Below are 25549 nucleotides of genomic sequence, written 5' to 3'. Positions count from 1 at the left end.
CGTGATCGATCCGGTGGAGAGGAGAGTTGTGCCCCGGCGGCTGTCGCGACTAGTGTCCGATCCGACATTGAACGAGCCAAATCGGACATGCCGCACTACACCATCGCCGTACTCGACGGCGCGCTCGGCGCCGCCACGGCGCTGACGCTCGACGCCCTCGCCGCCGCCCGGCGCATTGCCGAAGCGCTGGGCAAGCCGGCGCTCGAGTGGCGGGTGCTGTCGCCGGCGCCGGCCGTGCGCCTCGGGCCGGGCCTGACCTTGTCGGCCGATCCGCTCGGGCCCCGCACCCGGCTCGGCCGCACCACGCTGATCATCCCCGGCCTCGGTTTCGTCGAGCCGGCCGAGATCGCGCTCCGCCTCGCCGCGTCGGACGTAGAGCTGCTCGCGCGACTGGCCCGGCGGCATCACGCCCAGGGCGGCGCCGTCGCGGCGTCCTGCTCCGGCGTCTTCCTGCTCGGTGCCGGCGGACTGCTTGCTGGCCGCAGCGCCACCACGGCCTGGTGGCTCGCCGATGCCTTCCGCCGGCTCTTCCCCGACAGCCGGCTCGAGACCGGCCGCATGGTGGTGCAGGACGGGCGCATCGCCACCGCCGGCGCGGCGCTGGCGCAGATGGATCTGATGCTGCATCTGCTGCGCCGCGATTGCGGCCCGAAGGTCGCCGATCTCGCCGCGCGCTACCTCCTGATCGACGGCCGGCCGAGCCAGGCGCGCTACATGGTCTGGTCGCATCTGCGCCATGCCGACGAATTGGTCGCGCGCCTGGAAGGCATGGCCAACCGCAAGATCGGCGACAGCTTCGGCGTGGCGGAAGCGGCCCGGGCGCTGCGCGTCACCGAACGCACCCTGCACCGCCGCGTGCTGAAGGCGACCGGGCGCTCGCCTTCCGCCTTCCTGCAATCGATCCGCCTCGCCCGCGCCCATCACCTGCTGGAAACCACCGGCCTGCCGGTGGAGGAGGTGGCCCGCCGGATCGGCTATGGCGACGCCACGGCGCTCCGGCGCCTGATCCGGCGGAACTTCCAGGCCGCGCCGCGCGATCTGCGGAGGCCGGTGGGGCAGGCGGCCGGCCCAGTTGGCCCAATCAGGTAAACCCTGGTAGATGGCACCGGGGGCGCAAGCGTCGGGAAGGTAATGGACACCATTCGTTCGGTTCTGGTTCCGCTGCACCGCGAAGGCTGGCGTTTCGTCGCCATCTTCCTGGTGGTGACGCTGGTCCTGTTCTGGCTGTGGGCGCCGCTCGGCTGGCTCGGCCTGGTGCTGACCGCCTGGTGCGCCTATTTCTTCCGCGACCCGCCGCGCACCGTCCCCGTGCGAGAGGGGCTGGTGGTCAGCCCGGGCGACGGTGTGGTGCAGCTGATCGAGCGGGCGCCGCCGCCGCCCGAGCTCGATATGGGGCCGGACCCCAGGCTCCGCATCTCGATCTTCCTCAACGTGTTCAACGTGCATGTGAACCGCGTGCCGCTCAGTGGCACCATCGGCAAGCTGGTCTATCGCCCCGGCAGGTTCTTCGATGCCAGCCTCGACAAGGCGAGCGAGGAGAACGAGCGCCAGTCGGCCCGCATCGATCTCGACGGCGGGCGCAGCATCGCGCTGGTGCAGATCGCGGGCCTCGTCGCGCGCCGCATCGTCTGCGATCTGCACGAGGGGCAGGTGGTGCGCACCGGCGAGCGCATGGGCCTGATCCGCTTCGGCAGCCGCTGCGACGTCTATCTCGACGACGGCATGGTGCCGCTGGTCGATGTCGGCATGACGGCGATCGGCGGCGAGACGGTGATCGCCGATGCCGCCGCGACCGAGCTGCCCCGCCGCGGCGAGGTGCGCTGAGGTGCTGCGCCCGCCCCGGCCGCATCTGAAGCGGCAGTCGATCAACGCGCTGCTGCCCAACGCCATTACGGTGCTGGCGCTGTTCGCCGGCCTCACCGCCATCCGCTACGGCCTGCAGGGCCAGTGGGACAAGGCGACGCTCGCCATCCTGGTTGCCGGCATCTGCGATGGGCTGGACGGCCGGCTCGCGCGGCTGCTCAAGAGCACCAGCCGGTTCGGCGCCGAGCTCGATTCGCTGTCCGATTTCGTCAGCTTCGGCGTCGCCCCGGCGCTCGTCATCTATCAATGGACCCTGCACCAGATCGGCGGCCTCGGCTGGGCCGCGGCGCTGGTCTTCGCCACCTGCTCGGCGCTGCGCCTGGCGCGGTTCAACACGGCGCTGGACGAGCCGAGCCCGCCGCCTTGGCAGAGCCATTTCTTCACCGGCGTGCCGGCCCCGGCCGGCGGCGGCCTCGCGCTGGTCCTGATGTTCCTGTCGTTCGAGCTCGGCGACGCGGGCTTCCGCTCGGCCTATCTGAATGCCGTCGCCTTGCTCTGCATCGGCTTCCTGATGATCAGCCGCCTGCCGACCTTCTCGATGAAGAAGGTGCGGATCGGCCGCGAGATGATGCTGCCGGCGCTGATCGGCGTCGCCGTGCTCGCCGCCGCGCTGATCAACTTCACCTGGTGGACCTTGGCGCTGATCGGCCTCGCCTATCTCGGCAGCCTGCCGTTCTCGGTGACAACGGCGCGGCGCATGGCGCGCGAGGCGGAGGCATCGCGGCCGGTCCAGCTGGCGGAGCCGCCGCAGCCTTAGGCGCGGTCGCGGCGCCGGAGCAGAATCAGCCCGCCAAGCGCGAGCGGCACCAGGCCCATGGCGGCGAGCAGGTTGGAAAGGCCGAAGATCTGAATCAGCGCGCCGCCGGCGAGCGGCGCCATGCCGCTGCCGCCGGAGAACAGCAGCTGTGCCAGCGCCACCGCGCGGCCGCGCTCGGCCGAGGGGAAGCGCATCGAGGACCAGACCGACAGGATCGGGAACGCGGTCGAATGGCCGAGCCCGAAGGCGATGGCGGCGGCGATGGTCGCCCAGAGCGCGGGCGTCGCCCAGAGCAGCAGATAGGCGAGGCCATAGAGCGCCATGCCGCCTGCCACCACGACATGGCGCGGCAGCGCATGCACGCCGGCGAGCAGCCCGAAGCGCGAGCCGAACAGAGTCACCGTCATCACCGAGAAGAAGCTCCAGGCCGGCAGGCCGCGCTGCAGCAGCAGGAGCGCGAGGAAGGCCGGCACGAAACCCCACAGGAATCCGGCCGCGACGGTCAGCAGATGCACCATCCGCGTGCCGGGGTGGGTGATCAGCGCGAGATAGCCGGGGCCCTGCGCGGCGCGGGCGGGCGGCGGCGTCTCATGGCCGACCGGCCGCAGCAGGAGTGCGATCGCCACCACGATCGGCAGGCCGGTCACCAGGAACAGGCCGTCGGTGCCGATGCCCTCGAGATAGAGTTCCGCCACCGGCGGGCCGATCACGTTCGGCAAGGACAGCATGCTGGTGAACATGCCGAAGAAATAGACCATGCGCCGGTCGGTCAGACGGCGCTGGCAGGCCACCATCATGGCAGTGACGCCGAGCCCCTGGCCGGCGCCCTGCACCAGACGCGCGGCGAACAGCGGCACCCACATCTCGCGCACCCATTCGAGCGCGACATGCCCGGCCAGCATCAGCGCGAAGCCGGTGATGGCGACCGCCAGCGGCCGCGTGCGCGCCATCAGCCTGCCGGCGGTCAGGGTCGCGATCTGCGACGGGATGATGCCGATGCCGATGATCAGCCCGATCATGGCGGGCTCGAAGCCTTCTTGCGCCAGCACCACGGCCAGCATCGCCTGGGTCGACCAGGCGAACCAGGCGAGGAACAGAGCGGCGCTGATCGCGACATATTCGCCGCGGGCGCGCGGCGAGACGAAATCGGCCTCGACGCCGGCCGGCACTGTCACGTTTCCCCCCGAGACTCTTTACGGACTTTGCTGGACGGCGATCAGGCGCCCGAGCTGGACGGCGCCAGCAGAGCGTGTCCCTCGATCAGGTGGCGGTTCTCCTCGATATAGCGGGCCATGCTGTCGTGCATGGCGATGGCGTAGCCGAGCACGAAGCGCTGGCCCGGCGTCAGCCTGCCCTTGGCCTCGCGCGCCCGCCATTCCGCCACCGCCTCGCGGCAATCGTGGACGCGCTCGTCCAGCAGGTCGGCCAGGTGCCGGGTCGGCAGCAGGTCGGCGAACATCAAGGTGGCGATGAATTCCGAGCGCAGCCGGTCGCGCCCCGGCGGCTTCATCAGCTCGTCGATGAATTCGAGCCGGCCGGAGGCGGTGATGCGGTAGACCTTCTTGTCGGGGCGGCGGTCCTGCGGCTGCTCGGTGCAGGTGACCATGCCGTCATCGGTCAGCTTGGCGAGGGCGGGGTAGATCGAGCCGAAGCTCGCCTCGTAGAACCGGCTGAAATGCTCCTCGAAGGCCTGCTTGATCTCGTAGCCGGAGGCCTCCCCGAGGGTGAGGATGCCGAGACAGAGTGTGCGGATATCCATTGCTTCGTTGCGGAATTGTTGTTGTGCCTACATGTCAGGCCAATATATCGAAGCAATATAGGTGCGCCAGCGAAATCGCCTACGTGCCGGCCGGCAACTCCTTTGCGGATTTCGGGAACTGGCCCTTGAAGACAGGCACGCGGCGGCCCCGCGCGGCATGGATCTCGGTCCAGGGCCTGGGGCTCGGCAGCAGCACCAGCGTAAAGACATGGCGCGGCGCCCGGTCGGGCACGACGCCCCGGTGCAGAACCCGCGCCGGCTCGAACAGCAGGCCCTGGCCTGCCTTCACGTCCCAGTTCTGCGGCGCGAAGCGCAGGCCGAGCCGGCGCGCCAGCGTGCCGAGGTCGTCGCGCCGGCTCGATACCGGCCCGAACGTATAGCCCTGCTCCAGGAAGCCGTCGCTCGATTGCCGGTCCAGGAAGGCGGTGTTGCCGCCGGTGACGCGGCTGTCCTCGAAATAGACCAGCAGCTTCAGGTGCCGCGTCGGCCCGCTGTCGCAATGCCAGAGCATCGATCGTTTCGACGGCATGCCGGGGCGCAGCCGCGTCATGTGGCAGCCATAGACGAAGAAATGCGAGCCGAAATGCCGGCCGACGGCGCCGGCCACCGCTGCGGGCAGGCAGGCCTCGACCAGGTCGCCGACCAATGCCTCCGGCACGTCGAAGGTGTCGCTGTAGTCGATCTCCTCGGTGCGCGGGGGGACGACCGGCAGGTCAACCACCCGGCGGCGCAGCGCCTCGGTCGCCGCGGGGCTCAGCACGTCGAGACAGCTGACGCCCTGCATCTGCATCTCGGCCGTCGTCCGCAGCTCGGCCTCGTTCGCCGGCTCGTCCGGGGCCGGGCCGGCCTGCCGGCAGGCGGCCGCATAATCGTCGTAGCCGCGATCGAGGTCGTATTCGGCGACCCGGCGCAGCGACCGCGCGGGGTCGAGGCCGAGGATCCGGCGTTTCAGGAGCTGGAACATGGTGCCGTTCGGTGCATGGGTGCCGGGATCATAAGGGGGCGGTCCTTCTCGTGCAAAAATTGCAAGATCGCCTTGCATCAAAGGGGATCGCTGCCCGGCCGTTGCGGGCGCCGGGCGCCCGCCTATACTCCGCCGCTCTCCGAACCCCCGCCAACGAAGGCTGAACAGACGTGGCAAAGCGTGACGTGAAGAAGGTGGTGCTCGCCTATTCCGGCGGCCTCGACACCTCGGTGATCCTGAAATGGCTGCAGGTCACCTATGGCTGCGAGGTGGTGACCTTCACCGCCGATCTGGGCCAGGGGGAGGAACTGGAGCCGGCCCGCGCCAAGGCCCAGATGGCCGGCGTGAAGCAGATCTTCATCGAGGACGTGCAGGAAGAGTTCGTCCGCGATTTCGTGTTCCCGATGTTCCGCGCCAACGCGCTCTACGAGGGGCTCTATCTGCTCGGCACCTCGATCGCCCGGCCGCTGATCGCCAAGCGCCAGATCGAGATCGCCCACCAGGTCGGCGCCGATGCGGTGGCGCATGGCGCGACCGGCAAGGGCAACGACCAGGTGCGGTTCGAGCTCAGCTACAACGCGCTCGACCCCGCCATCAAGGTGATCGCCCCCTGGCGCGAATGGGAGCTGAACTCGCGCACCGCGCTGATCGATTTCGCCGAGAAGCACCAGATCCCGATCGCGAAGGACAAGCGCGGCGAGGCGCCGTTCTCGGTCGACGCCAACCTTCTGCACATCTCCGCCGAGGGCAAGGTGCTGGAGGACCCCTGGGAGGAGGCGCCGGACTACGTCTATTCCCGCACAGTCGATCCTGAGAAGGCGCCGGACAAGGCCGAGTATGTCGAGGTCGAGTTCCTCAAGGGCGACGCGGTCGCGGTGAACGGCCAGAAGCTGTCGCCGGCCGCGCTGCTCGCCAGATTGAACGAGCTCGGCGGCAAGCACGGCATCGGCCGGCTCGACCTCTTGGAGAACCGCTTCGTCGGCATGAAGAGCCGCGGCATCTACGAGACCCCGGGCGGCACCATCCTGCATGCCGCGCATCGCGGTATCGAACAGGTGACGCTCGACCGCGGTGCGGCGCATCTGAAGGACGAGCTGATGCCGCGCTATGCCGAGCTGATCTACAACGGCTTCTGGTTCGCGCCGGAGCGCGAGATGCTGCAGGCCCTGATCGACAAGAGCCAGGAGCATGTCGAGGGCACCGTGCGCCTCAAGCTCTACAAGGGCTCCGTCAACGTGGTCGGCCGCAAGTCGCCGAAATCGCTCTACAGCCTCGCGCACGTCACCTTCGAGGAAGACAGCGTCTACGACCAGTTCGACGCGCAGGGCTTCATCCGGCTGAACGCGCTGCGCCTCAAGCTGCTGAAGCGCCGAGGTTGATTCCATTCCTTCATCGAAGAGTGCCGCCATGTCATTCCCGGATCGCCGCCAGCAGCATCTCGACCTGCTCACCGACCTGATGGCGCGGGCGAAGCGGGCCGGCGCCGACGCGGCGGACGCGATCATGGTGCAGGGCGCCTCGCTCAACATCTCGTTCCGCCTCGGCAAGCTCGAAGATGTGGAGCGCTCGGAAGGCCAGGATCTCGGCATCCGCGTTCTGGTCGGGCGGCGCCAGGCCTTCGTCTCCACCACCGACCTCTCTTCCGCCGCGCTGGACGCGACGGTCGCGCGCGTCGTCGCCATGGCCAAGGCGGCACCGGAAGATCCCTATTGCGGCCTCGCCGACCGCGACTTGCTGGCCAAGCGCTGGCCCGATCTCGACCTGCGCGACCACGTCGAGCCGACGACGGAGGATCTCGTCGCCCGCGCCAAGGCGGCAGAGGAGGCAGCGCTGGCGGTGAAGGGCGTCACCAATTCGGAAGGGGCCGGGGCCGACTGGTCGGTCGGCTTGGTGGCGCTGGCGACCTCCGAAGGCTTCGCAGGCGCCTATATCGGCTCGCATCACGGCGTCTCGGCCAGCGTCATTGCCGGCGAGGGCACCGGCATGGAGCGCGACTACGACTATGCCAGCGTCCGCCACCTGTCGGAGCTGGCGAGCCCGGAAGAAGTCGGCCGCTCCGCCGGCGAGAAGGCGGTCGCGCGCCTCAACCCGCGCAAGATGCCGAGCCAGGCGGTGCCGATCGTGTTCGATCCGCGCGTGGCCGGCAGCATGCTGGGCCACCTCGCCGGCGCCGTCACCGGCCCGGCGGTGGCGCGCGGCACCAGCTTCCTGAAGGACCGGCTGCACAAGCCGGTCTTCGCGCCCGGCATCCAGGTGATCGACGACCCGCACAGGAAACGCGGGCTGCGCTCCAAGCCGTTCGACGGGGAGGGCGTGGCGACGCAGCGCACCGTGCTGATCGACAATGGCGAGCTCACCACCTGGCTGCTCGACAGCGCCTCGGCGCGCCAGCTCAAATTGAAGTCGACCGGCCATGCCGCGCGCGGCACCGGCGGCCCGCCTTCGCCCTCCACCACCAATCTCTACCTGGCGCCCGGCAAGCAGAGTCCGGATGAGATGATGGCCGACATCAAACATGGCCTCTATGTCACGGAGATTATTGGCTTCGGCGTCAATGCGGTGACCGGCGATTACAGCCGCGGGGCGGCCGGTTTCTGGATCGAGAACGGCGAGCTCGCCTACCCGGTCTCGGAGCTGACCATTGCCGGCAATCTGAAGGACATGTTCGCCCGGCTGACGCCGGCCAGCGACCTCACCTTCCGCTACGGCACCGACAGCCCGACGGTGCGCATCGAGGGCATGACGGTCGCCGGCACCTGATGGCCGATCTCCAGGCTGACCACGCGCTCCTGATCGAGGCGGTGCGCGAGGCGGGCGCGCTCGCCCGCGTCTTCTTCGAGGGCAGCTTCAAGACCTGGGAGAAATATCCCGACGACCCGGTCAGCGAGGCCGATGTCGCCATCGACAAGCTGCTGCACCAGCGCCTCTACGAAGCCAGGGCCGGCTATGGCTGGCTGTCGGAGGAATCCGACGAGCATGCCCGCGATGCCGACCGCGTCTGGGTGGTCGACCCGATCGACGGCACCCGCGCCTTCATCCAGCGCAAGCCCGAATTCACCGTCTGCGCCGCCCTGGTCGACCAGGGCCGCCCGGTCGCCGCCGCGGTGTTCAACCCGGCGACGGGGGAGATGTACGAGGCGGTGGCCGGCGGCGGCGCCCGGCTGAACGACAAGCCGATCCGCGCCAGCGCACGCCCCGATCTCGCCGGCGCCCGCCTGCTCGCCAGCCAGCGCACCTTCGAGCGCAACAAGTGGATCGAGCAGACCCCCGGCGCCAGCTTCAAATACATGAACTCGATCGCCTACCGCATGGTCAAGGTGGCGGCCGGCGACTTCGAGGCGGCGATCTCCATGACGCCGAAAAGCGACTGGGACATCGCCGCCGCCCACCTGATCCTCGAAGAAGCCGGCGCGCGCAGCACCACGGTCAACGGCGACGAGCTCGACTTCGCCACCCTCGGCACGCGGCATCCCTCGGTGCTCGCGGCCGCACCGGGCGTGCACGATCAACTGGTCGGGATGCTGAAGGGGCGGGAGCAGGCGTAAGATCGGCGCCACCTTAAGTCCAGGAGGCTCCATATGGACGTCTCGAAGATCCCGACCGGCGTGGCGCCGCCGGATGACGTGAACGCCATCATCGAGATCCCGCAGGGCGGGCTGCCGGTGAAGTACGAGCTCGACAAGGAATCGGGCGCGCTGTTCGTCGACCGCTTCCTGCACACCTCGATGCAGTACCCGGCGAATTACGGCTTCGTGCCGCACACGCTGTCGGGCGACGGCGATCCGGTCGACGTGCTGGTGGTGAGCCAGACGCCGGTGGTGCCGGGCGCCGTGATCCGCTGCCGGCCGATCGGGGCGCTGCTGATGAAGGACGAGGCGGGCGAGGACGAGAAGATCATCGCCGTGCCGGTCGACAAGCTGCATCCCTTCTTCACTGGCGTGACCAGCTACAGCGACCTGCCGAAGATCCTGCTCGACCAGATCGCCCACTTCTTCCAGCACTACAAGGACCTGGAAAAGGGCAAGTGGGTCACCATCGTGGAATGGGTCGGGCCGGATGCGGCCAAGCGCATGATTCGCGAGGGCATCGAGCGAGCGCGCGGGCGATGACCGGCCCGGGGGACGAGGCCGTGCCGTCGATCACCTGGGAGATCGATCCGGCACGCCGCCTCGTCATCGTCACCTATATCGGCAAGGTCACGCTCCAAACGCTGGCGGCGGCGCAGGCCCAGGTGCGCGCCGACCCGGCTTTCGATCCCGCCTTCGCGCTGCTGTTCGACTACACCCGGGCCGATGCGGCGGCGATCGATACCGATGCGGTGAAGCGGATCGCCGCCGGCACGCCCTTCGTCCCCGGCGCGCCGCGCGCCTTCGTGGTCGCCGACGAAGTCGGCTACGGCATGATCCGCATGTTCCGCTCGTATTCCGAGCTGGCCGGGCGCGGCGATCTGGTCGAGGCTTTCCGCGACCGGGAGGAAGCGCTGCGCTGGATCGCTGGCGTGATGCGCGCCAGGTGAGCGTGGTTGTGGCGTAGACGATTACGCCTTGTGCGAGTTCTCCGTGCCCGTCACCAGCACCACCTCGCCGTCGAGAATCGGCCTGGCGATGGCGAAGAAGCGGGCGACGACGTCGGACCCGTTGTGCCGGTCCATCGCCGCCCGGTCGGCGAAGCGCTCATAGGTGGTGAACAGGCGGGGATCGTCGCCGCCCTGCGCAATGTAGAAGCCGAGCGTTCCCGGCTCGTTGGCGCGGACATGGGCGGCGACGTCCAGCAATGCCTCGCGCATGGTCTGCTCGCTGCCCCGGCGGGCGCGGATGATGGCGGTGATGGTCAGCATGCGGTGGCCTCCGGTCGGTTCCGTCGCGCCGCCTGCAGGTTCCGTGCCTGCGCAAGCTCGGCTCAAGCCGGCACGCGCTTGCGCGCTTCCGTCGTCGCCAGCCAGATGCCGGCGAACACGGCGACCAGGCCGAGCACCAGGTTCGGCGTGATCGGCTCGCCGACCAGCTGCGTCGCCAGCAGGCCGGCGGCGACCGGGTTCACCGTCATCGTGGTGGCGACGCGGGTCGGGCTCGCACGTTGCAAGGCGAGCACCCACAGGATGAAAGCGGCTGCGCCGCCGCCGGCGCCCAGATAGAGGCCGGCGGCCCATTCGCTTGGGCCGAATTGCTGCAGCACCGCGATTCGCCCGGTCAGCATGGCCACCGCGAGCAGCGCCGCGGCGCCGGCGCCCATGCCGACGGCGAGGAAGCCGAGCGCGCTCGACCGTTGCATGAACGGGCGCGACAGCACGTTGTAGAACGCCATGCAGAACACCGCGCCGATCATGATCAGCTCGCCGCGCCACGCGCCGGCGGGCGCGGCGGCGAGACCGGTCGCCAGCGCCGCCGCCACGCCCAGCATGGCGACGGCGACACCGGCGGACTTGCGGCGCGTCAGCGGCTCGATGCGCAACGCGGCGCCGATCAGCATGGTCTGCAGCGGCAGTGTAGCCAGCGCGAGGCTGGCGCGCGCGGCGGTCGTGTAGCCGACGGCGATGTTGTAGAGGATGAAGAACAGGCCGAAGAAGGCGATGCCGAGCGCCGCCACCGCCGGCCAGTCGCGCCGCGCCGGCCAGCGCACGCGCAAGGCCAGCGCCACCGGCGCCACGCAGGCAAAGCCGATGCCCCAGCGCAGCAGCGCGATGGTGACCGGATCGGCGCTCGTCACCAGATAGCGGGTGATCGCCGCCGCGCTGCCGCCGAGCGCGCTCGACACGATGGCGAGCAGAACGCCCAGCCCTTCACCCATCTTGGTATTCTCTGGTCACCGCTTCCCCCGTGCCGCGCATCCGGCGCTGTGGCATCGTGGCGGAGGAGGGCCGGCGCGCAACTACGCCGGAGGTATTCATGCAGAAGCGGACGGATGCGCGCGCGAACGACTTCGCTGCGCGGCTGAAATGGTGGCGCGCGCGGCGCGGCCTTTCGCAGCTCGCGCTGGCCGGCGAAGCCGGCATCTCGCAGCGGCATTTGAGCTTCCTCGAGCTCGGCCGCGCGCAGCCGAGCCGCGACATGGTGCTGCGCCTCGCCGATACGCTCAGCGTGCCGTTGCGCCAGCGCAACGCGCTGCTGGTCGCCGCCGGCTTCGCACCGGTCTGGCGCGAGACCGATCTCGCCGCGCCGGCGATGGCGCAGGTGCGGAGCGCCGTCGACTTCATGCTGGCGCAGCAGGAACCATTTCCCGCGGTCGCGGTCGACCGGCATTGGAACCTGCTCCAGGCCAATGGCGCGGCGGTGCGGCTGGTCGAGTTCCTGGTCGGCCCGGTCGCGCCCGGCACGGCGATCAACATGGCCGATGCGCTGGTCGCGCCCGGTGTGCTCCGGCCCTATCTGGAGAACTGGCGGGAAGTGGTGCGCCATTTCATCCGCAGCGTCGAGGCCGATGCGGCCGCCGACGGCAACGCGGCGACGGCGGCGCTGCTCGCCCGCCTGCTCGCCTATGACGGCGTGCGCCAGGCCGTCGACGCCGCGACGGAGGAGAGCGATGGCGGCCCCGTCCTGCCGATGCGCTTCCGCAAGGACGGCACCGCGCTCAACCTGTTCACCGCCATCGCCACGCTCGGCACCCCGCGCGACGTGACGGCCGAGGAGCTGCGGGTGGAGAGCTTCTTCGCCATGGACGAAGCGACGGCGAGCCTGTTCCGCCGATGGGCGGCGGCGCCCGGCAGGACGAAATGACGCTGCTATACTCTCCGGCAACGGCCGAGAACGGCCGGTTCTGTGCGGAGGAAGCGCAATGCCGCAGCATTTCGATGTCGCCCCGGTCGACGCCACCTTCGGCGCCGTGGTGACCAACCTGAAGCTCGCCAACCTGGACGAGCCGGCCTTCCGCGAGCTCTACGCCACCTGGCTCGAGCATGCGTTGCTGATCTTCCCCGGGCAGTTCCTGACCCGCGAGCAGCAGATCGCCTTCGCGCGGCGCTTCGGCGCGCTCGAATTCGAGATGGCGGCGATCAGCAACGTGAAATCCGACGGCACGCTCCGCCGCGAGGCGGACAACGACGACGTGGTCAAGATCCTGAAGGGCAATATGGGCTGGCATGCCGACAGCACCTACATGCCGCTGCAGGCCAAGGGTGCGGTGTTCTCGGCCAAGGTGGTGCCGTCGGCGCGCGGCGAGACGGGCTGGGCCGATATGCGCGCGGCCTACGATGCGCTGGACGCAGCGGTGCGCGACCGCGTCGAGCGGCTCTCGGCCTATCACTCGCTGCATTACAGCCAGGCCAAGGCCGGCTTCCAGCACAAGGACAAGAAGAGCGAGTACAGCGGCTATGGCCTGCATGACGGGCCGGTGCCGCTCCGCCCGCTGGTGAAGACGCATCCGGAAACCGGCCGCAAGTCGCTGCTGATCGGCCGCCACGCCCACAACATCCCCGGGATGGAGCCCGAGGAATCCGAGCGCCTGCTCGACGGCCTGGTCGAGTTCGCCTGCCAGGCACCGCGCACCTATCACCACAGCTGGAAGCCGGGCGAGGCCGTGATCTGGGACAATCGCTGCCTGCTGCACCGGGCGATGCCCTGGGACATGACCGAGCCGCGCATCATGTGGCACAGCCGGATTGCCGGCGATCCGGCGAGCGAAGCGGCGATCAACTAGTTCCTGCCGGAGGCGGTGCGGCGGAATCTCGCACTGCACGGAAACCCGCGGCGCCCTATGTGAATTGGGTGAGGGCCGTGGCGTCAGGAGGGCGGGATGGAACATTTCGACGCGACCCTGCTCGCGCGCATCCAGTTCGGCTTCACCATCGGCTTCCACATCCTGTTCCCGACCTTCACCATCGGGATCGCCGGTTTCCTGCTGGTCGTCGAGGCACTGTGGCTGAAGACCGGCGATGCGGCCTGGCGCCGCATCTACGGCTTCTGGGTCCGGCTCTTCGCGCTCGCCTTCGGCATGGGCGTCGTCTCCGGCGTGGTGCTCTCCTACCAGTTCGGCACCAATTTCAGCGCCTTCTCCCAGGCGACTGGCGACATCCTCGGGCCGCTGATGGGCTACGAGGTCCTGACGGCGTTTTTTCTCGAAGCCGGCTTCCTCGGCATCATGCTGTTCGGCTGGGACAAGGTGGGGCCGCGCCTCCATCTCCTCGCCACCGCCATGGTGGCGGTCGGCACGGTGATCTCCGCCTTCTGGATCCTCGCCGCCAATTCCTGGATGCAGACGCCCGCCGGCTTCGTCCTGGTCAGCGGCCGCTTCGTGCCGGAGGACTGGTGGGCCATCGTCTTCAACCCGTCCTTCCCGCACCGCCTGGCGCATATGGTGACGGCCGCCTTCCTCACTTCCGCCTTCGCGGTCGCCGGCGTCTCGGCCTGGCAGCTGCTGCGCGGCGTTGCCGGCGACGAGGCCAGGCGCGCGCTGGCGCTCGGCGTCGTGCTGGCGGCGATCCTGGCACCGCTGCAGGTCTTCCTCGGCGACCAGCACGGGCTCAACGTGAAGGAGCATCAGCCGGTCAAGGTCGCGGCGATGGAAGGGCTCTGGCAGACCGCGCGCGGCGTGCCGCTGGTCCTCTTCGCGCTGCCCGACATGGCGGCGGAGAAGAATCATTTCGAGATCGCCATCCCCAAGCTGACCAGCCTGATCCTGACGCACGACCTGGACGGCGAGGTGAAGGGCCTGACCGAAGTGCCGCCGGCCGACCGGCCCAACGTGCCGATCGTGTTCTTCGCCTTCCGCGTCATGGTCGGCATCGGCTTCCTGATGGTGGCGGTGGCCTGGGTTGCGGCCTGGCGGCTCTGGCGCCGCAGGCTGGCGGGCAGCCGCTGGCTGCCCAATTGGCTCCTCTGGGCGCTGACGGCGATGAGCCCGAGCGGATTCATCGCCGTGCTGGCCGGCTGGCTGGTGGCGGAAGTCGGGCGCCAGCCCTTCGTGGTCTACGGCCTGATGCGCACCGCCGACGCGGTCTCGCCGGTGACGCGGGGCGAGGTGCTGACCTCGCTCGCGCTCTTCGTCATCGTCTATGTCGGCCTGCTCGGCGCCTTCCTCTGGTACGTGGCGCGGCTGATCAACCGTGGCATCGAGGCGCCGAAGGAGGCCGCGCCGCCGGGCATCGCCTGGCACGGAGGCCGCGCATGAGCGAGCTCGACCTACCCATCATCTGGGCCGGCATCATCGCCTTCGCGGTGGCGATGTACGTGCTGCTCGACGGCTTCGATCTCGGCCTCGGCATCCTGGCGCCCTTCGCCGACACACGCGACCGCGCCCGCATCATGGCGACGGTCGCCCCGGTCTGGGACGGCAACGAGACCTGGCTGGTGCTCGGCGGCGGCGGGTTGCTCGCCGCCTTCCCGGTCGCCTACGCGACCGTGCTGCCGGCGGTCTACCTGCCGATCATCCTGATGCTGATCGCGCTGGTGCTGCGCGGCGTCGCCTTCGAGTTCCATCCCAAGGCGCAGGGCCGCGACCGCGGCCTGTGGGACGCCGCCTTCGCCGGCGGCTCCACCGTCGCGGCGCTGATGCAGGGCATCGTGCTCGGCCGCTTCGTCGAGGGCTTCGACGCGGCGGCCGGCCCCTTCGCCTGGGCCACGCCCTTCGCGCTGATGACCGGCCTCGGCCTCGTCGCCGGCTATGCGCTGCTCGGCGCCTGCTGGCTGGTGCTGAAGACCGACGGGCACCTGCAGGCCTGGGCGCGGGACTGGGCGATGCGCCTCGTCGTCGTCGTGCTCGGCTTCGTCGGCGTGGTCAGCCTGTGGACCCCGCTCGCCCAGCCGGCGATCGCCGAGCGCTGGTTCGCCTGGCCGCGTCTGCTCCTGCTGTCCCCGGTGCCGCTCGCTACTGTCGCGGCCGGCGCGCAGCTCTGGCAGAGCCTCCGGCGTGGCCGCGAGCTCGCGCCGTTCCTGCTCACGGTCGCGATCTTCCTGCTCGCCTATCTCGGCCTCGGCATCAGCCTCTGGCCCTACGCGGTGCCGCGGGCGATCACCATCTGGGAGGCCGCCGCCTCGCCCTCCAGCCTCAAGTTCCTGCTGGTCGGCGTCGTCATCCTGATCCCGATCATCCTGGCCTACACCGCGCATGCTTACTGGGTGTTCCGCGGCAAGGTGGCCGAAGGTGAGGGCTACCATTGACCCGCGCCCTCTGGTTCGCCGCCCTCTACCTCGGCGGCCTCGCGGCAGTAGCGCTACTCGCCTACGGTCTGCGCGCGCTGATCTAGAGAATCGCGGACCAGCAAACGAGCGCGTTCCCAAAATCGGTGCGGGAAGCCCTCTCTGCCCCTTAGGGGCGGAGAGGGTTGGGGAGAGGTGGGGCGCGCCGCTTCTCGACGAGATTCGTGTGCGCGCAGTCGGCATCCGGCAAAGACCGCGGCCCATGGCATGCGGGGTGGACGATGTCGGAGCATCGGAGCCTGGAGTAGTCTTCGTCGGTGGGCGCCCCATGGAGCGATCTATGCAAGATCCCGACCTTGAAGAGTTTGCCGCGGTATTGATCCAGCAGATTAGGGATGCTGCCGTTCGCAACTGCGACGGCCTACTACAGCCGGACGCTCGTTCGCCGGCCGCGATGCGATGGCGGCATTGTGTCGAAGAACCCGCTGCCATCGCCGGTGTGATACCGGATGCGGTGGACGAGGTCCTATTTCAGTTCTTGAATGCCATTGACCAGGGTCTGCTGCGACTCAAGTTCGTGAGCAAGAGCGGGAGGGAGATCGATCTGGCTACTGATGGCGGGAGTGAGCTGTCTGGCTGGTACATGGGAAGCGGCGGTTGGCGTGCGAGATATTCCGCCGAGCGGTTCAATGACGACTTCGCTGATTTGGCTTAACCGAATACGTACTGCACGCAACGCATCCGCGCTTGCGCACAATCCCGACCCATATCCTCCCCACCTCACCCAACCCTCTCCCCCCTCTTCGAGGGCGGAGAGGGCTTTCACCGCGATGGCTGAGAGATGTGTGAATCAAGTAGCCCGCCGAGAGTGGGGGCTCCCGGCGCTCCAGTTTGCATCACCTCGCAGCGCGATCTGATTTCATCTCGCGTCAGGCCGTCGCCTCGCTCTCTGCGGCGCCGAGCCGGGCGGCGGGCACCGGGAAGACGCGGGCATCGCCCAGCATCCAGGCGGTGAAGCGGCGGCGGAACAGCGGCAGGAAGGCCGGGTCGCGCACATCCAGGCCGCCGGCATAGGCGCCGAAGGCGGGCAGCACCAGCTTCACGCCGTCGGTCACGAAGCAGCGCCGGGTCAGCCCGTGGCCGCGCACCACCACGGTTGCCTTGGGATGCAGGTGGCCCGCCACCTCGCCGGCCTCGCGCCCCTCGGGGATGTGGCGGAAGCGGAGCGGGCCGATCACGACTTCTTCCTCGACGCGGCCGCCGAGGCCGTCCGGCGGGACGGGATCGTGGTTGCCGGCGATCCAGACGAGTTCGGTCTGCTCGGCCACGCGCTTCAGCCGCGCGACGTCGTCTATGTGGAGGCGGCCGGCGGCGCCGTCGTCGTGGAAGCTGTCGCCGAGCGCGATCAGCCGCTTCGGCGTGTAGTGCCGCACCAGGCGGGCGAGCGCCTCCACCGTCGCGCGGGTGTCGTAGGGCGGCAGGAAGTTGCGCCCGCGCGTCGCGAAGGAGGAGCCCTTCTCGAAATGCAGATCCGCCACCACGAGCGTCTTCTCGCCCGGCCACCACAACGCCCCAGACGGATCCGGCACCAGCCGCGCCCCATTGACCATCATGCGCTACACCAACCTCGTCGCTTCCTCGATCAGCACGTCGGCCGCCTCGGCCAGCATCGCGTCCTGCGCCTCGCCCCAGACCGGCTCCTTGCCGATCTCCAGCATCACCGGCACGGCAAGCGGCGAGATGCGGTCGAGCGCGCGGTGCACGATCCGGCCCTGCACCCGCACCAGCATGTCGGCGACGCGGCGCACGTCCAACAGGCCATGTGCCGCATCGGCCCAGGTTGCCTTCAGAAGCACGTGATCCGGCTCGTGCTTGCGCAGCACGTCATAGATCAGGTCGGACGAGAACGTCACCTGCCGTCCGCTCTTCTCGAGGCCCGGATGCCGGCGCTCGATCAGGCCGGCGATGATGGCGCAGTGGCGGAAGGTGCGCTTCAAGAGGCTCGATTCGGCGAGCCAGCCTTCCAGGTCGTCGCCCAGCATGTCCTCGGCGAACAGCGCATCGATCCGCTCCGCCCGGTGCAGGCCCCAGACGGCCAGCGCGTATTCGCTGGCGACGAAGCCGGTCGGGCGGAACCGCATGCGCTCCATCCGCCGGGTCAGCAGCATGCCGAGCGTCTGGTGCGCGAGCCGGCCCTCGAAAGGATAGGCGACGAGATACCACCTGTTGCCGCGCGGGAAGGTCTCCACCAGCAGCTGGTCCGGCTCCGGCAGCACCGAGCGCCAGGCCTGGATCTGCAGCCATTCGTCGACCTGGTCGCGGCTGGTCTTGCGCCTGGCGGCGTCGGCGATCTGCCGGCGCACCCGGGCGGCGAGCAGGGTGGAGAGCGGGAACTTGCCGCCGGCATAGGCCGGCACCTTGGCGTCGGCGCCGGGCGCGCGGGTGACGAAGGCCGCCATGTCGCGCAGGCCCTCGAAGCGCAACACCTCGCCGGCGAAGACGAAAGTGTCGCCCGGCACCAGCTGCTCGATGAAGTATTCCTCCACTTCGCCCAGCACGCGGTTGCCGAGGCGGACCCGGATCATCGGCTCCTCGACGATGGTGCCGACGTTCAGCCGGTAGAGACGGGCGACGTCCGGATGCACCACGCGCCACTTGCCGTCCGGGCCTTGGCGGATGCGGCGATAGCGGTCATAGGCACGCAGCGCATAGCCGCCGGTGGCGACCAGATCGACGATGCGGTCGAACTCCGCGCGGTCGAGATCGCTGTAGGGCAAGGTGCTGGCGACTTCGGCGTGCAGCTCGGCGGCGTCGAAGCCACTGGCGCAGGCGACGCCCAGGATGTGCTGCGCCAGCACGTCGCGGGCGCCGGGCCGGGCGCGGTCGCCGTCCAGGTCGTTCTCGGCGATGGCCGCGATGGCGGCGCGGCATTCCAGCACCTCGAACCGGTTGGACGGCACCAGCAGCGCGCGCGACGGCGCATCGAAGCGGTGGTTTGACCGCCCGATCCGCTGCAGCAGGCGGCTCACCCCCTTCGGCGCGCCGATCTGGATGACCAGGTCGACGGCACCCCAGTCGATGCCGAGATCGAGCGTCGAGGTGCAGACCACGGCGCGTAGGTCGCCGCGCGCCATCGCCGCCTCGACCTTGCGGCGCTGGCCGACCTCGAGCGAGCCGTGATGCAGCGCGATCGGCAGGTTGTCGTCGTTGATGCGCCAGAGCTCCTGAAAGATAAGCTCGGCCTGGCTTCGCGTGTTGACGAAGATCAGCGCCGTTTTCGCCTCGCGCACCGCCTGCAGGATCTCCGGGTAGGCATAGCGCGCCGTGTGCCCGGCCCAGGGGATGTATTGCTTGGAGGCGAGGATGCGCACGGCGGGCTTGGGTCCCGGTGCGCCGCGCACCAGCCTCGGCGGGGCGAGCGGCGCGAGCCAGCGGCCGAGCGTTTCGGGGTCGGCGACGGTCGCCGACAGGCCGATGCGCCTTGGCTGCTGGGCGAGGCCGGCGATGCGGGCGAGGCCGAGTGCCAGCAGGTCGCCGCGCTTGCCACCGGCCAGTGCATGCACCTCGTCGACGATGATGTAGCGGAGCTGGCCGAACAGGATCGGCGCGTCGCGATGCGCGGTGAGGAGCGCGATCTGCTCCGGCGTGGTCAGCAGGATGTCGGGCGGCCGCACCCTTTGCCGCACGCGGCGGTTCTCCGGCGTGTCGCCGGTGCGTGTCTCGATCTCGATGGGCAGCCGCATGTCGCCGACCGGCACTTCCAGGTTCCGGTGCACGTCGACGGTCAGCGCTTTGAGCGGCGAGATGTAGAGCGTGTGCAGGCTGCGCTTGTCGGCGCGGGGGCTGCGGGTCAGGTCGACCAGGGAGGGCAGGAATCCGGCGAGCGTCTTGCCGCCGCCGGTCGGCGCCACCAGCAGGGCGGAGTGACCGGCCTCGGCGGCGGCCAGCAGCTCGACCTGATGCGCATGCGGATGCCAGCCGCGCCCGGCGAACCAGCCGGCGAAGGGCTCGGGCAGCGGCGAGTCCGGCAGCGGCGATTCCGGCAGCTTGGGCGCAAGCAGAGACATTCCCGATTTGTACCCGGCCGCGGGGAATGCTGAAATGGCTTCCGGGTCGACGCAACCAGTTCTGGAGTAGGGGTAATGGACCGTATGGACGAACCCTCAGTCGCGACCGAGATCGCCAGTACAGGGATCGATGGCGAGGCGAGCCTGCGCTCGCTGTACGGCAAGCCGTCGCCGCTGGCGGAGCGCAAGTGCATCGACCATGTGGACAAGCACTGCGCCGCCTTCATCGCGCTGTCGCCCTTCCTCTGCCTCGGCACCTCGCGCAAGGACGGCGCCGGCGATGTCAGCCCGCGCGGCGACGCGCCGGGCTTCGTCCTGGTCCTCGACCGCAAGACCATCGCCATCCCCGACCGGCCCGGCAACAACCGGATGGATTCCTTCTCCAACATCCTGGAGAACCCGGCGGTCGGCCTGTTCTTCATGATCCCGGGCATCGACGAGACCTTGCGCATCAACGGCAAGGCCCGGGTCTCGACCGATCCGGCGCTGCTCGGCCGCATGGTGGTGCAGGGCAAGACACCGAAATCCGCGCTGGTGGTCGAGGTGGAGGAGACCATGCTCCACTGCGCCAAGGCGCTGCGCCGTTCCAAGCTGTGGCTGGACGACTACAAGCAGCCGCGCAGCGCGCTGCCGACCTTGGCGCGCATGATCTCCGACCAGGTCGGCGGCGGCTTCGACGTGCCGGCGGCCGAGCAGCGGCTGGAGGAGAACTACAAGACCGGCATGTACTGACCTTGGCCCGCCTCGCCTTCCTGCACACCGCCGACGCCCACGTGCCGACTTTCGAGGGGCTGGCGCGCGAGCGCGCGCCGGGCCTGGCGACGCGGCACAAAGTGGAAGCCGGCCTGCTCGCCGATGCGCTGGCCGAAGGCGGCATCTCGCCCGCGCTCGCGGCACGCATCGGCGCCGCGGTGCGCGCGGCGGCGCAGGATGCCGATGCGGTGCTCTGCACCTGCTCGACCATCGGCGCCGCGGCGGAGGCGGCGGGCAGGGGCCTCGGCGTGCCGGTGCTGCGCGTCGACCGCGTCATGGCCGAGGCGGCCGTCGCGGCGGCGCGGCGCATCCTGATCGTGGCGACGGTCGAGAGCACGCTCCGGCCGACGCGCGATTTGTTCGAGGAGGTGGCGGCATCGTCTGGCCGCGAGGTCTCATGCCGGCTGCAGCTCGCCGCCGGCGCTTTCGACCTGTTCCGCGCCGGCGACGCGGCGGGCTATGCCGCCGCGATCGAGCACGCGGTGCGCGCGGCGCTCGGCGATGCGGAAGTGGTGGTGCTGGCCCAGGCCTCGATGGCCCCGGCGGCCGAGCGGCTCGCCGATCTCGCCGTGCCGGTACTGACCAGCACGACGCTCGGCTTCGACCGCGCCGCCGGGCTTGCCCGTGCGATCAGCGCAGGTAGTCGAGCAGGGTGAGCTGGTTGAGGCGGGCGAGGGCCGAGTAGGAGGCCTGGAGCCGGGTCTGGTCGAGGGTGATCTGCGCCGCGATCTCGGCGGTGTCGATGCCCTGGATCGAGGTCAGGCTGTCCTCGACGTATTTCTTGAAGTTGTTGTGGTTGCTCTCGATCGCGTCGACCGTGGTCGCGCGGGCGCTGGCCTGGGTGCGCAGCGCATCCATGCCGGTGATGGTGGTGGAGCCGTTGAGCGCGACGCGCAGGCTGTCGCGGGCCGTTACGATCTCGGCATCGGTCGGGTTCGGATTCGCCGCCGACGTGAAGTCCGCCAGGTTGACCAGCGCGTCGAGTGCCATGGTGAAGGCATTCTGCGTCGCCGGCGCCGCTGGATTGAGATTGACCTGGGTCTGCACGCGCGAGCTTTCGTCGAGCTGGATCGCCGTATCGGTATCCGTGCCGGTGGCGAGGATCTGATAGCGATAGCCGGTATTGGTCGCGCCGGCGGCAGTGGAGCCGAATACCGTTACGCCGTCGGCCACCGGGCCGGTGCCGGGCTCGTAGATCACCACGGCCGGTCCCGAAACGTTGGTGCCGCCCATCAGCGACCGGGTGCCGTCCTTCTCGTTGGCGAGCGCGGCGAACGAGATCAGGTTGCCGCGCGCCGAGACGGCGAGGCCGGCATAGTCGGCGGGGGTCGCCAGCGTGACTCCGTAGAGGTCGCGCGTCACGTCGTTGATGCCGCCCAGCAGCTGGTCGGTCAGCTTGATGCGGTCCTTGGCGACGCGGATGTTGTCGAGATAGGTGTCGGTCTTCTCCAGGTCCAGGGTCAGATCGAGGAACTTGGTCGTGTTGACGCCGAGGCCGGAGAACTTGTCGGTCCTCAATCCGTCGGAGAGCTGCCCCTGCGACGTGGTCAGGCGGGCCTGCACCTCCTGGATGCGGGCGAGGAGCAAGGCCTGCTGGGTGGCGGATCCGACGCGCGAGCTCATGGTTCAGGCCCTCGTCACTAGGTGATCACGCTGAGCAGGGTGTCGAACATCTCGTTCGTGGTCTGGATCACCCGGCCGGCGGCGGCATAGGACTTCTGGAACACCAGGAGCTGCGCCAGCTCCTCGTCGATATTCACTTCGGCGACGGCGCTCAGCTTGGCGTTGATCGCCTGGGCAAAGGTCTCCTGGTAGTCGAAATCGGCCTTGGCGCTGGCGCGGCGATTGGCGATGTCGCCCAGGATCGACTGGGCATAGGTCTCGAAGCTCTTGGTCAGCGCCGGCAGGCCGTTCGCCACCGCGGCGAAGGTATAGCCCGTGTTGGTCAGGGCGTCGGCGAGGTCGCGGCTGATGTCGAGGTCGATGGTCGGCGTGCCGGCGAGCAGGGCCGGGTCGGCCAGCAGGTCGGGATGCACCTGCAAGGTGCCGACGAAATCGGTCGCGGAAGTGGCGACGAAGAGCAGGTTGGTGTCGACGCCCGGATCGACCGCGCTGTCGGTGGTGGCGAGCCCGGTCGCCGTCACGTTGGTGCGCAAGCTCTGGGCGAGCTGGTTCAGCTCGTTGTACAGCGCCGGCAGCACGGTGTCGCGCATCTCGATATAGGCGGCCATGCGGCCGGTGCGGATCTCGCCGGTGATGTCGAAGCCGCCGACATCGATGGTGTCGAACGGGCTCGACGGGCCGACGAAGGACGCTGGACTGAAATCCAGCGGATAAGTGCCGCTCGAATCGACCAGCACGCGGCCGTTGCCGGTGGCGATCACCATGAACCCGTCTTCGCGGGTATAGGATTGGATGTTGACCTCTTCGGAGATGCGCTTGACCGCCAGGTCGCGCTTGTCCTCCAGGTCGCCGATCGGCTGACCGATGGCGCGCAGCTGGGCGATCTTCCGATTCAGCTCGTCGATATTGGCGATCTCGGTGTTGATCGACTGGACGCCGGCATCGACGCCGCGCTCGGCGTCGAGCCGCTGCGCCTGAATGTGCCGGGCGAGCGTGTTGAACAGCGTGGCGACCTCGGTTGCCCGCTGCACGGTGGCCATCTGCAGGCCGGTATTCTCCGGCTGTTCGGCCAGCTTCTGCATGGCATCGCGGAACCGGCCGATGGTGGCGCCGATGCTGTCGTCGTCGTTGACGCCGCCGAACAGCGTCTCGATGCGCCCGAGCATCGCTTCCATAGTGCGGCGCTGCTCCAGGCCCGAGCCGGCGGCGAGCGAATCGCGCACCAGCACCTCGGAGCTTTCGCGGCGCACGTCGGCGATGCTGACGCCGGCGCCCAGCCCGCCGAGCTCCATGCTCTGGAACTGGATGGTCTTGCGCGAATAGCCCTCGGTATTCGCGTTGGCGATATTGGTCGAGATGGTGACCAGCGCCGTCTGCGAGGCGCGCAGTCCCGTGACGGCGTTGAGGATGCCGATATTCAGCGACATGGCTCAGGCCACCTGGCTCTGCATCAGCGAAGTCGCCGGACGGGCGCCGCGTGGCGCCTCGGCCATGCGGCCGCTGTTGCTATAGGCGGCGACGCGGCCGGAGCGCCGCTCCGCCGCGCGGGCGATCACGTCGATCACCTTGCGATGCGCGGCCGTCGCCGCCTGCAGCGCGATGGCGTTGCGGGCGCCGGCCATGTCGATCCGGCTGACCACCACCTTCAGCCGCTCGCGAGCCTGCGGGGGCAGCGTGCCCTTGGCCATTTCGGCGCGCACGGCCGCGACCTGCTCGGCATAGACGTTGGCAGCCTTCTCCTTCGCGACCAGGCAGACCGGCAGGCGCGCCAGATCGAAGGCGCGCAGCGCCTCGGTCTCCGCTTCCAGCGCCGGCACCAGCTCGGCCGCTGCGGCCAGGAACTTGTCGGCGACGCTCATGGACTGAGCTGCTGTCGGGGCCGGGTTCGCGCTCACGGCTTGACCTCCTGCATGCGCAGCATCTCGCGATAGATCGCGTCGGCGACGCCGATGCCGCCGCGCCTGGCGATCTGCTTGGCGTATTCCTCGTTCAGCATGGAGCGGTGGATGCCCTCGGCCGGGCCGCCGCCGAAATTCGGGTCCGCCTTCAGGCCGGTCGACATTTGCTCCAGCATCTGGGTGATGAACATGGTCTCGAATTGCTGCGCGGCCTCGCGGGCGCGCGCTTCGGCGCCCTGCTTCGGCGAAGGCGCCTGCGGGCCGAGGCCGAGCAGCGCGTCGGGGCGGGAGGAGACGGCGTCGGTCATGTCAGCGCGTCACGATGTCGGCCTGCAGCGCGCCCGCCGCCTTGACCGCCTGCAGGATGGAGATCATGTCGCGCGGGCCGATGCCGAGGCTGTTCAGGCCGTTGACCAGCTCGCCGAGCGTCACGCCCGACTTCAGCACGCCGAGGCGGCGGTCGGATTGGTCGTCGACCTGGACGTCGGTGCGCGGTACCACCACGGTCTGTGCGCCGCCGCCGATCTGGCCGGGGGTCGGCTGGATGTTGGGCGTGCCGGTGCCGGGGATCGCCTGCGGCACCAGGTCGAAGACCGGATTGCCGCCGGCGTCCAGCACCGGACGGCCCTGGGCGTCGAGGCGCGGTACCGGCACGTTGCCGGTCGAGGCGCCGGTGCCCTGGGCGCCGGGAATGCCGGGCACCACGCCGGGGCCGGGCGCGAAGGGGCCGGGCTGCGACACCTGCGGCGTCTCGGTGATCTTCACGGTGAGGTTGCCCTGCGCCACGGCGACGGTCGAGATGCGGACCTCGTTGCCGATCACGATGATGCCGTTGTTCTCGTCGATGACCACGCGGGCGGTCTGGTCGGGCTCGACCTGCAGCTGCTCGATATCGGCGATCAGCTCGACGACATTGTCCTTGTACTTCTCCGGCACCACCACAGTGACGGTGGCGGGATCGCTGAGGCGCGCTGCGCCCAGGCCGAGATGCCGGTTGATCGCCCAGGCGACCCGGCGGGCGGTGGTGACGTCGGGATTGCGCAGCGCGATGCGGACCGACGGCATGCTGGCCAGCTCGAAGCCGACCTCGCGCTCGACGATCGCCCCGTTGGCGATCTTGCCGGAGGTCGGCACGCCGCGGACGATCGAAGTCGCCGCGCCTTGTGCCTTGAAGCCGCCGATCGCGATCGATCCCTGGGCAACGGCATAGACTTCGCCGTCGGCGCCCATCAGAGGGGTGACCAACAGGGTGCCGCCCTGCAGGCTCTTGGCATCGCCGATGGCGCCGACCGTCACGTCGATCCGCGTGCCCTGGCGGGAGAAGCCGGGCAGGGCGGCGGTCACCATCACGGCGGCGATGTTGTCGGTCTTGGCGTTGTTGTCGCGGATATTGACGCCCATCCGCTCCAGCATCGCCTCCAGGCTCTGCTTGGTGAACGGCGAGTTGCGCAGCGAATCGCCCGACCCGTTCAGGCCGACCACCAGGCCATAGCCGACCAGGAGGTTGTCGCGGACCCCCTCGAAATCGGCGATGTCCTTGATTCGATAGGCCGACCAGGCCGGCCCGGAGGCCAGGGCAAGGACCGTCGCAAGGAGCAGTCGGGGCAGGAAGGAGAGCATCGGGCGCGTTCTGTGCTGAATCCGAGGGCGTTCTGTCGGGTTTCCTGCTAGCGAGATCCGTGCCATCGCTGTCCGTAGAAATCTCCCATTAATTTCAATGTCGTATGAAAGTGCTGTCCGACCGGGCCGGGCAAAGGAAGCCGGAGGCCGGCAAAACCTGCCGCCATTCCGCTTG

The 25549-nt window shown here is 69.3% G+C and carries 27 protein-coding genes; 15 read left to right on the top strand and 12 right to left on the bottom strand.

Annotation, left to right across the window (positions count from 1 at the left end):
- Positions 1-87 precede the first annotated feature (87 nt).
- From DT074_RS08805 to pssA, 3 genes are read left to right on the top strand one after another with little or no spacing between them, the layout of a single operon-like run.
- The gene (locus DT074_RS08805; RefSeq protein WP_119419465.1) at positions 88-1089 is read left to right on the top strand and encodes a GlxA family transcriptional regulator; all 1002 of its coding nucleotides are present in this window, start codon (positions 88-90) and stop codon (positions 1087-1089) included.
- Positions 1090-1131: 42 nt separating this feature from the next.
- A complete protein-coding gene (locus tag DT074_RS08800) occupies positions 1132-1824 on the top strand; it encodes a phosphatidylserine decarboxylase (protein ID WP_119419464.1) in 693 nt (230 codons plus the stop codon).
- 1 nt (position 1825) lies between these two features.
- Entirely contained in the window at positions 1826-2620 is a 795-nt protein-coding gene (gene pssA / locus DT074_RS08795) for a CDP-diacylglycerol--serine O-phosphatidyltransferase (protein WP_119419537.1), read from the top strand.
- Here pssA and DT074_RS08790 read toward each other — a convergent pair.
- From DT074_RS08790 to DT074_RS08780, 3 genes are all read right to left on the bottom strand, one after another.
- A complete protein-coding gene (locus DT074_RS08790) occupies positions 2617-3795 on the bottom strand; it encodes an MFS transporter (RefSeq protein ID WP_162914740.1) in 1179 nt (392 codons plus the stop codon). The two genes, pssA and DT074_RS08790, sit on opposite strands and share 4 nt — an antisense overlap.
- A gap of 41 nt (positions 3796-3836) precedes the next feature.
- On the bottom strand, positions 3837-4379 hold the full coding sequence (locus DT074_RS08785; protein WP_119419462.1) for a helix-turn-helix transcriptional regulator: 543 nt from the start codon (positions 4377-4379) through the stop codon (positions 3837-3839).
- A gap of 79 nt (positions 4380-4458) precedes the next feature.
- Positions 4459-5343, bottom strand: coding sequence for a hypothetical protein (locus tag DT074_RS08780; protein WP_119419461.1), 885 nt, complete (start codon positions 5341-5343; stop codon positions 4459-4461).
- A 170-nt stretch (positions 5344-5513) separates the two neighbouring features.
- Here DT074_RS08780 and DT074_RS08775 point away from each other — a divergent pair, with 170 nt between their 5' ends.
- Genes DT074_RS08775 through DT074_RS08755 form a run of 5 tightly spaced genes read left to right on the top strand, consistent with a single transcriptional unit; the run spans position 5514 to position 9859 of the window.
- Positions 5514-6722: an argininosuccinate synthase gene (locus tag DT074_RS08775; RefSeq protein ID WP_119419460.1), complete on the top strand. Its 1209-nt coding sequence runs from the start codon at positions 5514-5516 to the stop codon at positions 6720-6722.
- Positions 6723-6750: 28 nt separating this feature from the next.
- Positions 6751-8103 (top strand): TldD/PmbA family protein, encoded by a 1353-nt coding sequence (locus DT074_RS08770; RefSeq protein ID WP_119419459.1) that lies wholly within the window; start codon positions 6751-6753, stop codon positions 8101-8103.
- Complete coding sequence (locus DT074_RS08765) at positions 8103-8888, top strand: inositol monophosphatase family protein (protein ID WP_119419458.1); 786 nt, start codon at positions 8103-8105, stop codon at positions 8886-8888. The genes DT074_RS08770 and DT074_RS08765 overlap by 1 nt, the downstream gene beginning before the upstream one ends.
- A gap of 33 nt (positions 8889-8921) precedes the next feature.
- The gene (gene ppa / locus DT074_RS08760) at positions 8922-9452 is read left to right on the top strand and encodes an inorganic diphosphatase (protein ID WP_119419457.1); all 531 of its coding nucleotides are present in this window, start codon (positions 8922-8924) and stop codon (positions 9450-9452) included.
- The gene (locus DT074_RS08755) at positions 9449-9859 is read left to right on the top strand and encodes a hypothetical protein (RefSeq protein WP_119419456.1); all 411 of its coding nucleotides are present in this window, start codon (positions 9449-9451) and stop codon (positions 9857-9859) included. The genes ppa and DT074_RS08755 overlap by 4 nt, the downstream gene beginning before the upstream one ends.
- Before the next feature lie 21 nt (positions 9860-9880).
- On the opposite strand, the gene DT074_RS08750 is transcribed toward DT074_RS08755, so the two are convergent.
- Together DT074_RS08750 and DT074_RS08745 are read right to left on the bottom strand one after the other, a co-directional pair.
- The gene (locus DT074_RS08750) at positions 9881-10180 is read right to left on the bottom strand and encodes a putative quinol monooxygenase (protein ID WP_119419455.1); all 300 of its coding nucleotides are present in this window, start codon (positions 10178-10180) and stop codon (positions 9881-9883) included.
- 62 nt (positions 10181-10242) lie between these two features.
- Complete coding sequence (locus tag DT074_RS08745) at positions 10243-11130, bottom strand: DMT family transporter (RefSeq protein ID WP_119419454.1); 888 nt, start codon at positions 11128-11130, stop codon at positions 10243-10245.
- A 98-nt stretch (positions 11131-11228) separates the two neighbouring features.
- On the opposite strand from DT074_RS08745, the gene DT074_RS08740 reads away from it, so the two are divergent.
- The 5 genes from DT074_RS08740 to DT074_RS08715 all read left to right on the top strand — a co-directional run bounded on the left by DT074_RS08740 (position 11229) and on the right by DT074_RS08715 (position 16128).
- A complete protein-coding gene (locus tag DT074_RS08740) occupies positions 11229-12056 on the top strand; it encodes a helix-turn-helix domain-containing protein (protein WP_119419536.1) in 828 nt (275 codons plus the stop codon).
- A 58-nt stretch (positions 12057-12114) separates the two neighbouring features.
- Positions 12115-12975 carry a TauD/TfdA dioxygenase family protein gene (locus DT074_RS08735; protein ID WP_119419453.1) on the top strand — a complete coding sequence of 287 codons (861 nt, stop codon included), beginning with the start codon at positions 12115-12117 and terminating at the stop codon, positions 12973-12975.
- A gap of 96 nt (positions 12976-13071) precedes the next feature.
- Positions 13072-14445 carry a cytochrome ubiquinol oxidase subunit I gene (locus DT074_RS08730; RefSeq protein ID WP_119419452.1) on the top strand — a complete coding sequence of 458 codons (1374 nt, stop codon included), beginning with the start codon at positions 13072-13074 and terminating at the stop codon, positions 14443-14445.
- Complete coding sequence (locus tag DT074_RS08725) at positions 14442-15434, top strand: cytochrome d ubiquinol oxidase subunit II (RefSeq protein ID WP_119419451.1); 993 nt, start codon at positions 14442-14444, stop codon at positions 15432-15434. Before DT074_RS08730 ends, DT074_RS08725 begins: the two co-directional genes overlap by 4 nt.
- 319 nt (positions 15435-15753) lie before the next feature.
- Complete coding sequence (locus DT074_RS08715; RefSeq protein ID WP_162914739.1) at positions 15754-16128, top strand: hypothetical protein; 375 nt, start codon at positions 15754-15756, stop codon at positions 16126-16128.
- Between the two features lie 214 nt (positions 16129-16342).
- Here the strand turns inward: DT074_RS08715 and pdeM are convergent, their stop codons facing one another.
- Both pdeM and DT074_RS08705 read right to left on the bottom strand, forming a co-directional pair.
- Entirely contained in the window at positions 16343-17026 is a 684-nt protein-coding gene (pdeM, locus tag DT074_RS08710; RefSeq protein WP_119419448.1) for a ligase-associated DNA damage response endonuclease PdeM, read from the bottom strand.
- Between the two features lie 3 nt (positions 17027-17029).
- Positions 17030-19480, bottom strand: a complete 2451-nt coding sequence (locus tag DT074_RS08705; RefSeq protein WP_119419447.1) for a ligase-associated DNA damage response DEXH box helicase — start codon at positions 19478-19480, stop codon at positions 17030-17032.
- 75 nt (positions 19481-19555) lie between these two features.
- Here DT074_RS08705 and DT074_RS08700 point away from each other — a divergent pair, with 75 nt between their 5' ends.
- Positions 19556-20212 (top strand): pyridoxamine 5'-phosphate oxidase family protein, encoded by a 657-nt coding sequence (locus tag DT074_RS08700; RefSeq protein WP_368744550.1) that lies wholly within the window; start codon positions 19556-19558, stop codon positions 20210-20212.
- A gap of 2 nt (positions 20213-20214) precedes the next feature.
- Entirely contained in the window at positions 20215-20889 is a 675-nt protein-coding gene (locus DT074_RS08695) for an aspartate/glutamate racemase family protein (protein WP_119419445.1), read from the top strand.
- Here the strand turns inward: DT074_RS08695 and DT074_RS08690 are convergent.
- From DT074_RS08690 to DT074_RS08670, 5 genes are read right to left on the bottom strand one after another with little or no spacing between them, the layout of a single operon-like run.
- A complete protein-coding gene (locus DT074_RS08690) occupies positions 20864-21856 on the bottom strand; it encodes a flagellin (RefSeq protein ID WP_119419444.1) in 993 nt (330 codons plus the stop codon). The two genes, DT074_RS08695 and DT074_RS08690, sit on opposite strands and share 26 nt — an antisense overlap.
- A 17-nt stretch (positions 21857-21873) precedes the next feature.
- Positions 21874-23283, bottom strand: a complete 1410-nt coding sequence (gene flgK / locus DT074_RS08685) for a flagellar hook-associated protein FlgK (RefSeq protein WP_119419443.1) — start codon at positions 23281-23283, stop codon at positions 21874-21876.
- Positions 23284-23286: 3 nt separating this feature from the next.
- Positions 23287-23715, bottom strand: a complete 429-nt coding sequence (locus tag DT074_RS08680) for a hypothetical protein (protein WP_119419442.1) — start codon at positions 23713-23715, stop codon at positions 23287-23289.
- Positions 23716-23747: 32 nt separating this feature from the next.
- Complete coding sequence (locus DT074_RS08675; protein WP_119419441.1) at positions 23748-24062, bottom strand: rod-binding protein; 315 nt, start codon at positions 24060-24062, stop codon at positions 23748-23750.
- 1 nt (position 24063) lies between these two features.
- A complete protein-coding gene (locus DT074_RS08670) occupies positions 24064-25374 on the bottom strand; it encodes a flagellar basal body P-ring protein FlgI (protein WP_368744549.1) in 1311 nt (436 codons plus the stop codon).
- Positions 25375-25549: the final 175 nt, after the last annotated feature.

Origin of the sequence: Desertibaculum subflavum, from assembly GCA_003576705.1 — a bacterium.
GTDB lineage: Bacteria > Pseudomonadota > Alphaproteobacteria > Ferrovibrionales > Ferrovibrionaceae > Desertibaculum > Desertibaculum subflavum.
This window is presented reverse-complemented; position numbering and strand designations above follow the sequence as displayed.

What these genes read in the sequence shown, in the direction of transcription:
- DT074_RS08805 (WP_119419465.1), top strand. Translation starts at nt 88, where the DNA reads ATGCCGCACTACACCATCGCCGTACTCGACGGCGCGCTCGGCGCCGCC.
- DT074_RS08800 (WP_119419464.1), top strand. Translation starts at nt 1,132, where the DNA reads ATGGACACCATTCGTTCGGTTCTGGTTCCGCTGCACCGCGAAGGCTGG.
- DT074_RS08785 (WP_119419462.1), bottom strand. Translation starts at nt 4,379, where the DNA reads ATGGATATCCGCACACTCTGTCTCGGCATCCTCACCCTCGGGGAGGCC.
- DT074_RS08780 (WP_119419461.1), bottom strand. Translation starts at nt 5,343, where the DNA reads ATGTTCCAGCTCCTGAAACGCCGGATCCTCGGCCTCGACCCCGCGCGG.
- DT074_RS08770 (WP_119419459.1), top strand. Translation starts at nt 6,751, where the DNA reads ATGTCATTCCCGGATCGCCGCCAGCAGCATCTCGACCTGCTCACCGAC.
- DT074_RS08765 (WP_119419458.1), top strand. Translation starts at nt 8,103, where the DNA reads ATGGCCGATCTCCAGGCTGACCACGCGCTCCTGATCGAGGCGGTGCGC.
- ppa (WP_119419457.1), top strand. Translation starts at nt 8,922, where the DNA reads ATGGACGTCTCGAAGATCCCGACCGGCGTGGCGCCGCCGGATGACGTG.
- DT074_RS08755 (WP_119419456.1), top strand. Translation starts at nt 9,449, where the DNA reads ATGACCGGCCCGGGGGACGAGGCCGTGCCGTCGATCACCTGGGAGATC.
- DT074_RS08750 (WP_119419455.1), bottom strand. Translation starts at nt 10,180, where the DNA reads ATGCTGACCATCACCGCCATCATCCGCGCCCGCCGGGGCAGCGAGCAG.
- DT074_RS08745 (WP_119419454.1), bottom strand. Translation starts at nt 11,130, where the DNA reads ATGGGTGAAGGGCTGGGCGTTCTGCTCGCCATCGTGTCGAGCGCGCTC.
- DT074_RS08740 (WP_119419536.1), top strand. Translation starts at nt 11,229, where the DNA reads ATGCAGAAGCGGACGGATGCGCGCGCGAACGACTTCGCTGCGCGGCTG.
- DT074_RS08735 (WP_119419453.1), top strand. Translation starts at nt 12,115, where the DNA reads ATGCCGCAGCATTTCGATGTCGCCCCGGTCGACGCCACCTTCGGCGCC.
- DT074_RS08730 (WP_119419452.1), top strand. Translation starts at nt 13,072, where the DNA reads ATGGAACATTTCGACGCGACCCTGCTCGCGCGCATCCAGTTCGGCTTC.
- DT074_RS08725 (WP_119419451.1), top strand. Translation starts at nt 14,442, where the DNA reads ATGAGCGAGCTCGACCTACCCATCATCTGGGCCGGCATCATCGCCTTC.
- DT074_RS08715 (WP_162914739.1), top strand. Translation starts at nt 15,754, where the DNA reads ATGCAAGATCCCGACCTTGAAGAGTTTGCCGCGGTATTGATCCAGCAG.
- pdeM (WP_119419448.1), bottom strand. Translation starts at nt 17,026, where the DNA reads ATGATGGTCAATGGGGCGCGGCTGGTGCCGGATCCGTCTGGGGCGTTG.
- DT074_RS08705 (WP_119419447.1), bottom strand. Translation starts at nt 19,480, where the DNA reads ATGTCTCTGCTTGCGCCCAAGCTGCCGGAATCGCCGCTGCCGGACTCG.
- DT074_RS08700 (WP_368744550.1), top strand. Translation starts at nt 19,556, where the DNA reads ATGGACCGTATGGACGAACCCTCAGTCGCGACCGAGATCGCCAGTACA.
- DT074_RS08690 (WP_119419444.1), bottom strand. Translation starts at nt 21,856, where the DNA reads ATGAGCTCGCGCGTCGGATCCGCCACCCAGCAGGCCTTGCTCCTCGCC.
- flgK (WP_119419443.1), bottom strand. Translation starts at nt 23,283, where the DNA reads ATGTCGCTGAATATCGGCATCCTCAACGCCGTCACGGGACTGCGCGCC.
- DT074_RS08680 (WP_119419442.1), bottom strand. Translation starts at nt 23,715, where the DNA reads ATGAGCGTCGCCGACAAGTTCCTGGCCGCAGCGGCCGAGCTGGTGCCG.
- DT074_RS08675 (WP_119419441.1), bottom strand. Translation starts at nt 24,062, where the DNA reads ATGACCGACGCCGTCTCCTCCCGCCCCGACGCGCTGCTCGGCCTCGGC.
- DT074_RS08670 (WP_368744549.1), bottom strand. Translation starts at nt 25,374, where the DNA reads ATGCTCTCCTTCCTGCCCCGACTGCTCCTTGCGACGGTCCTTGCCCTG.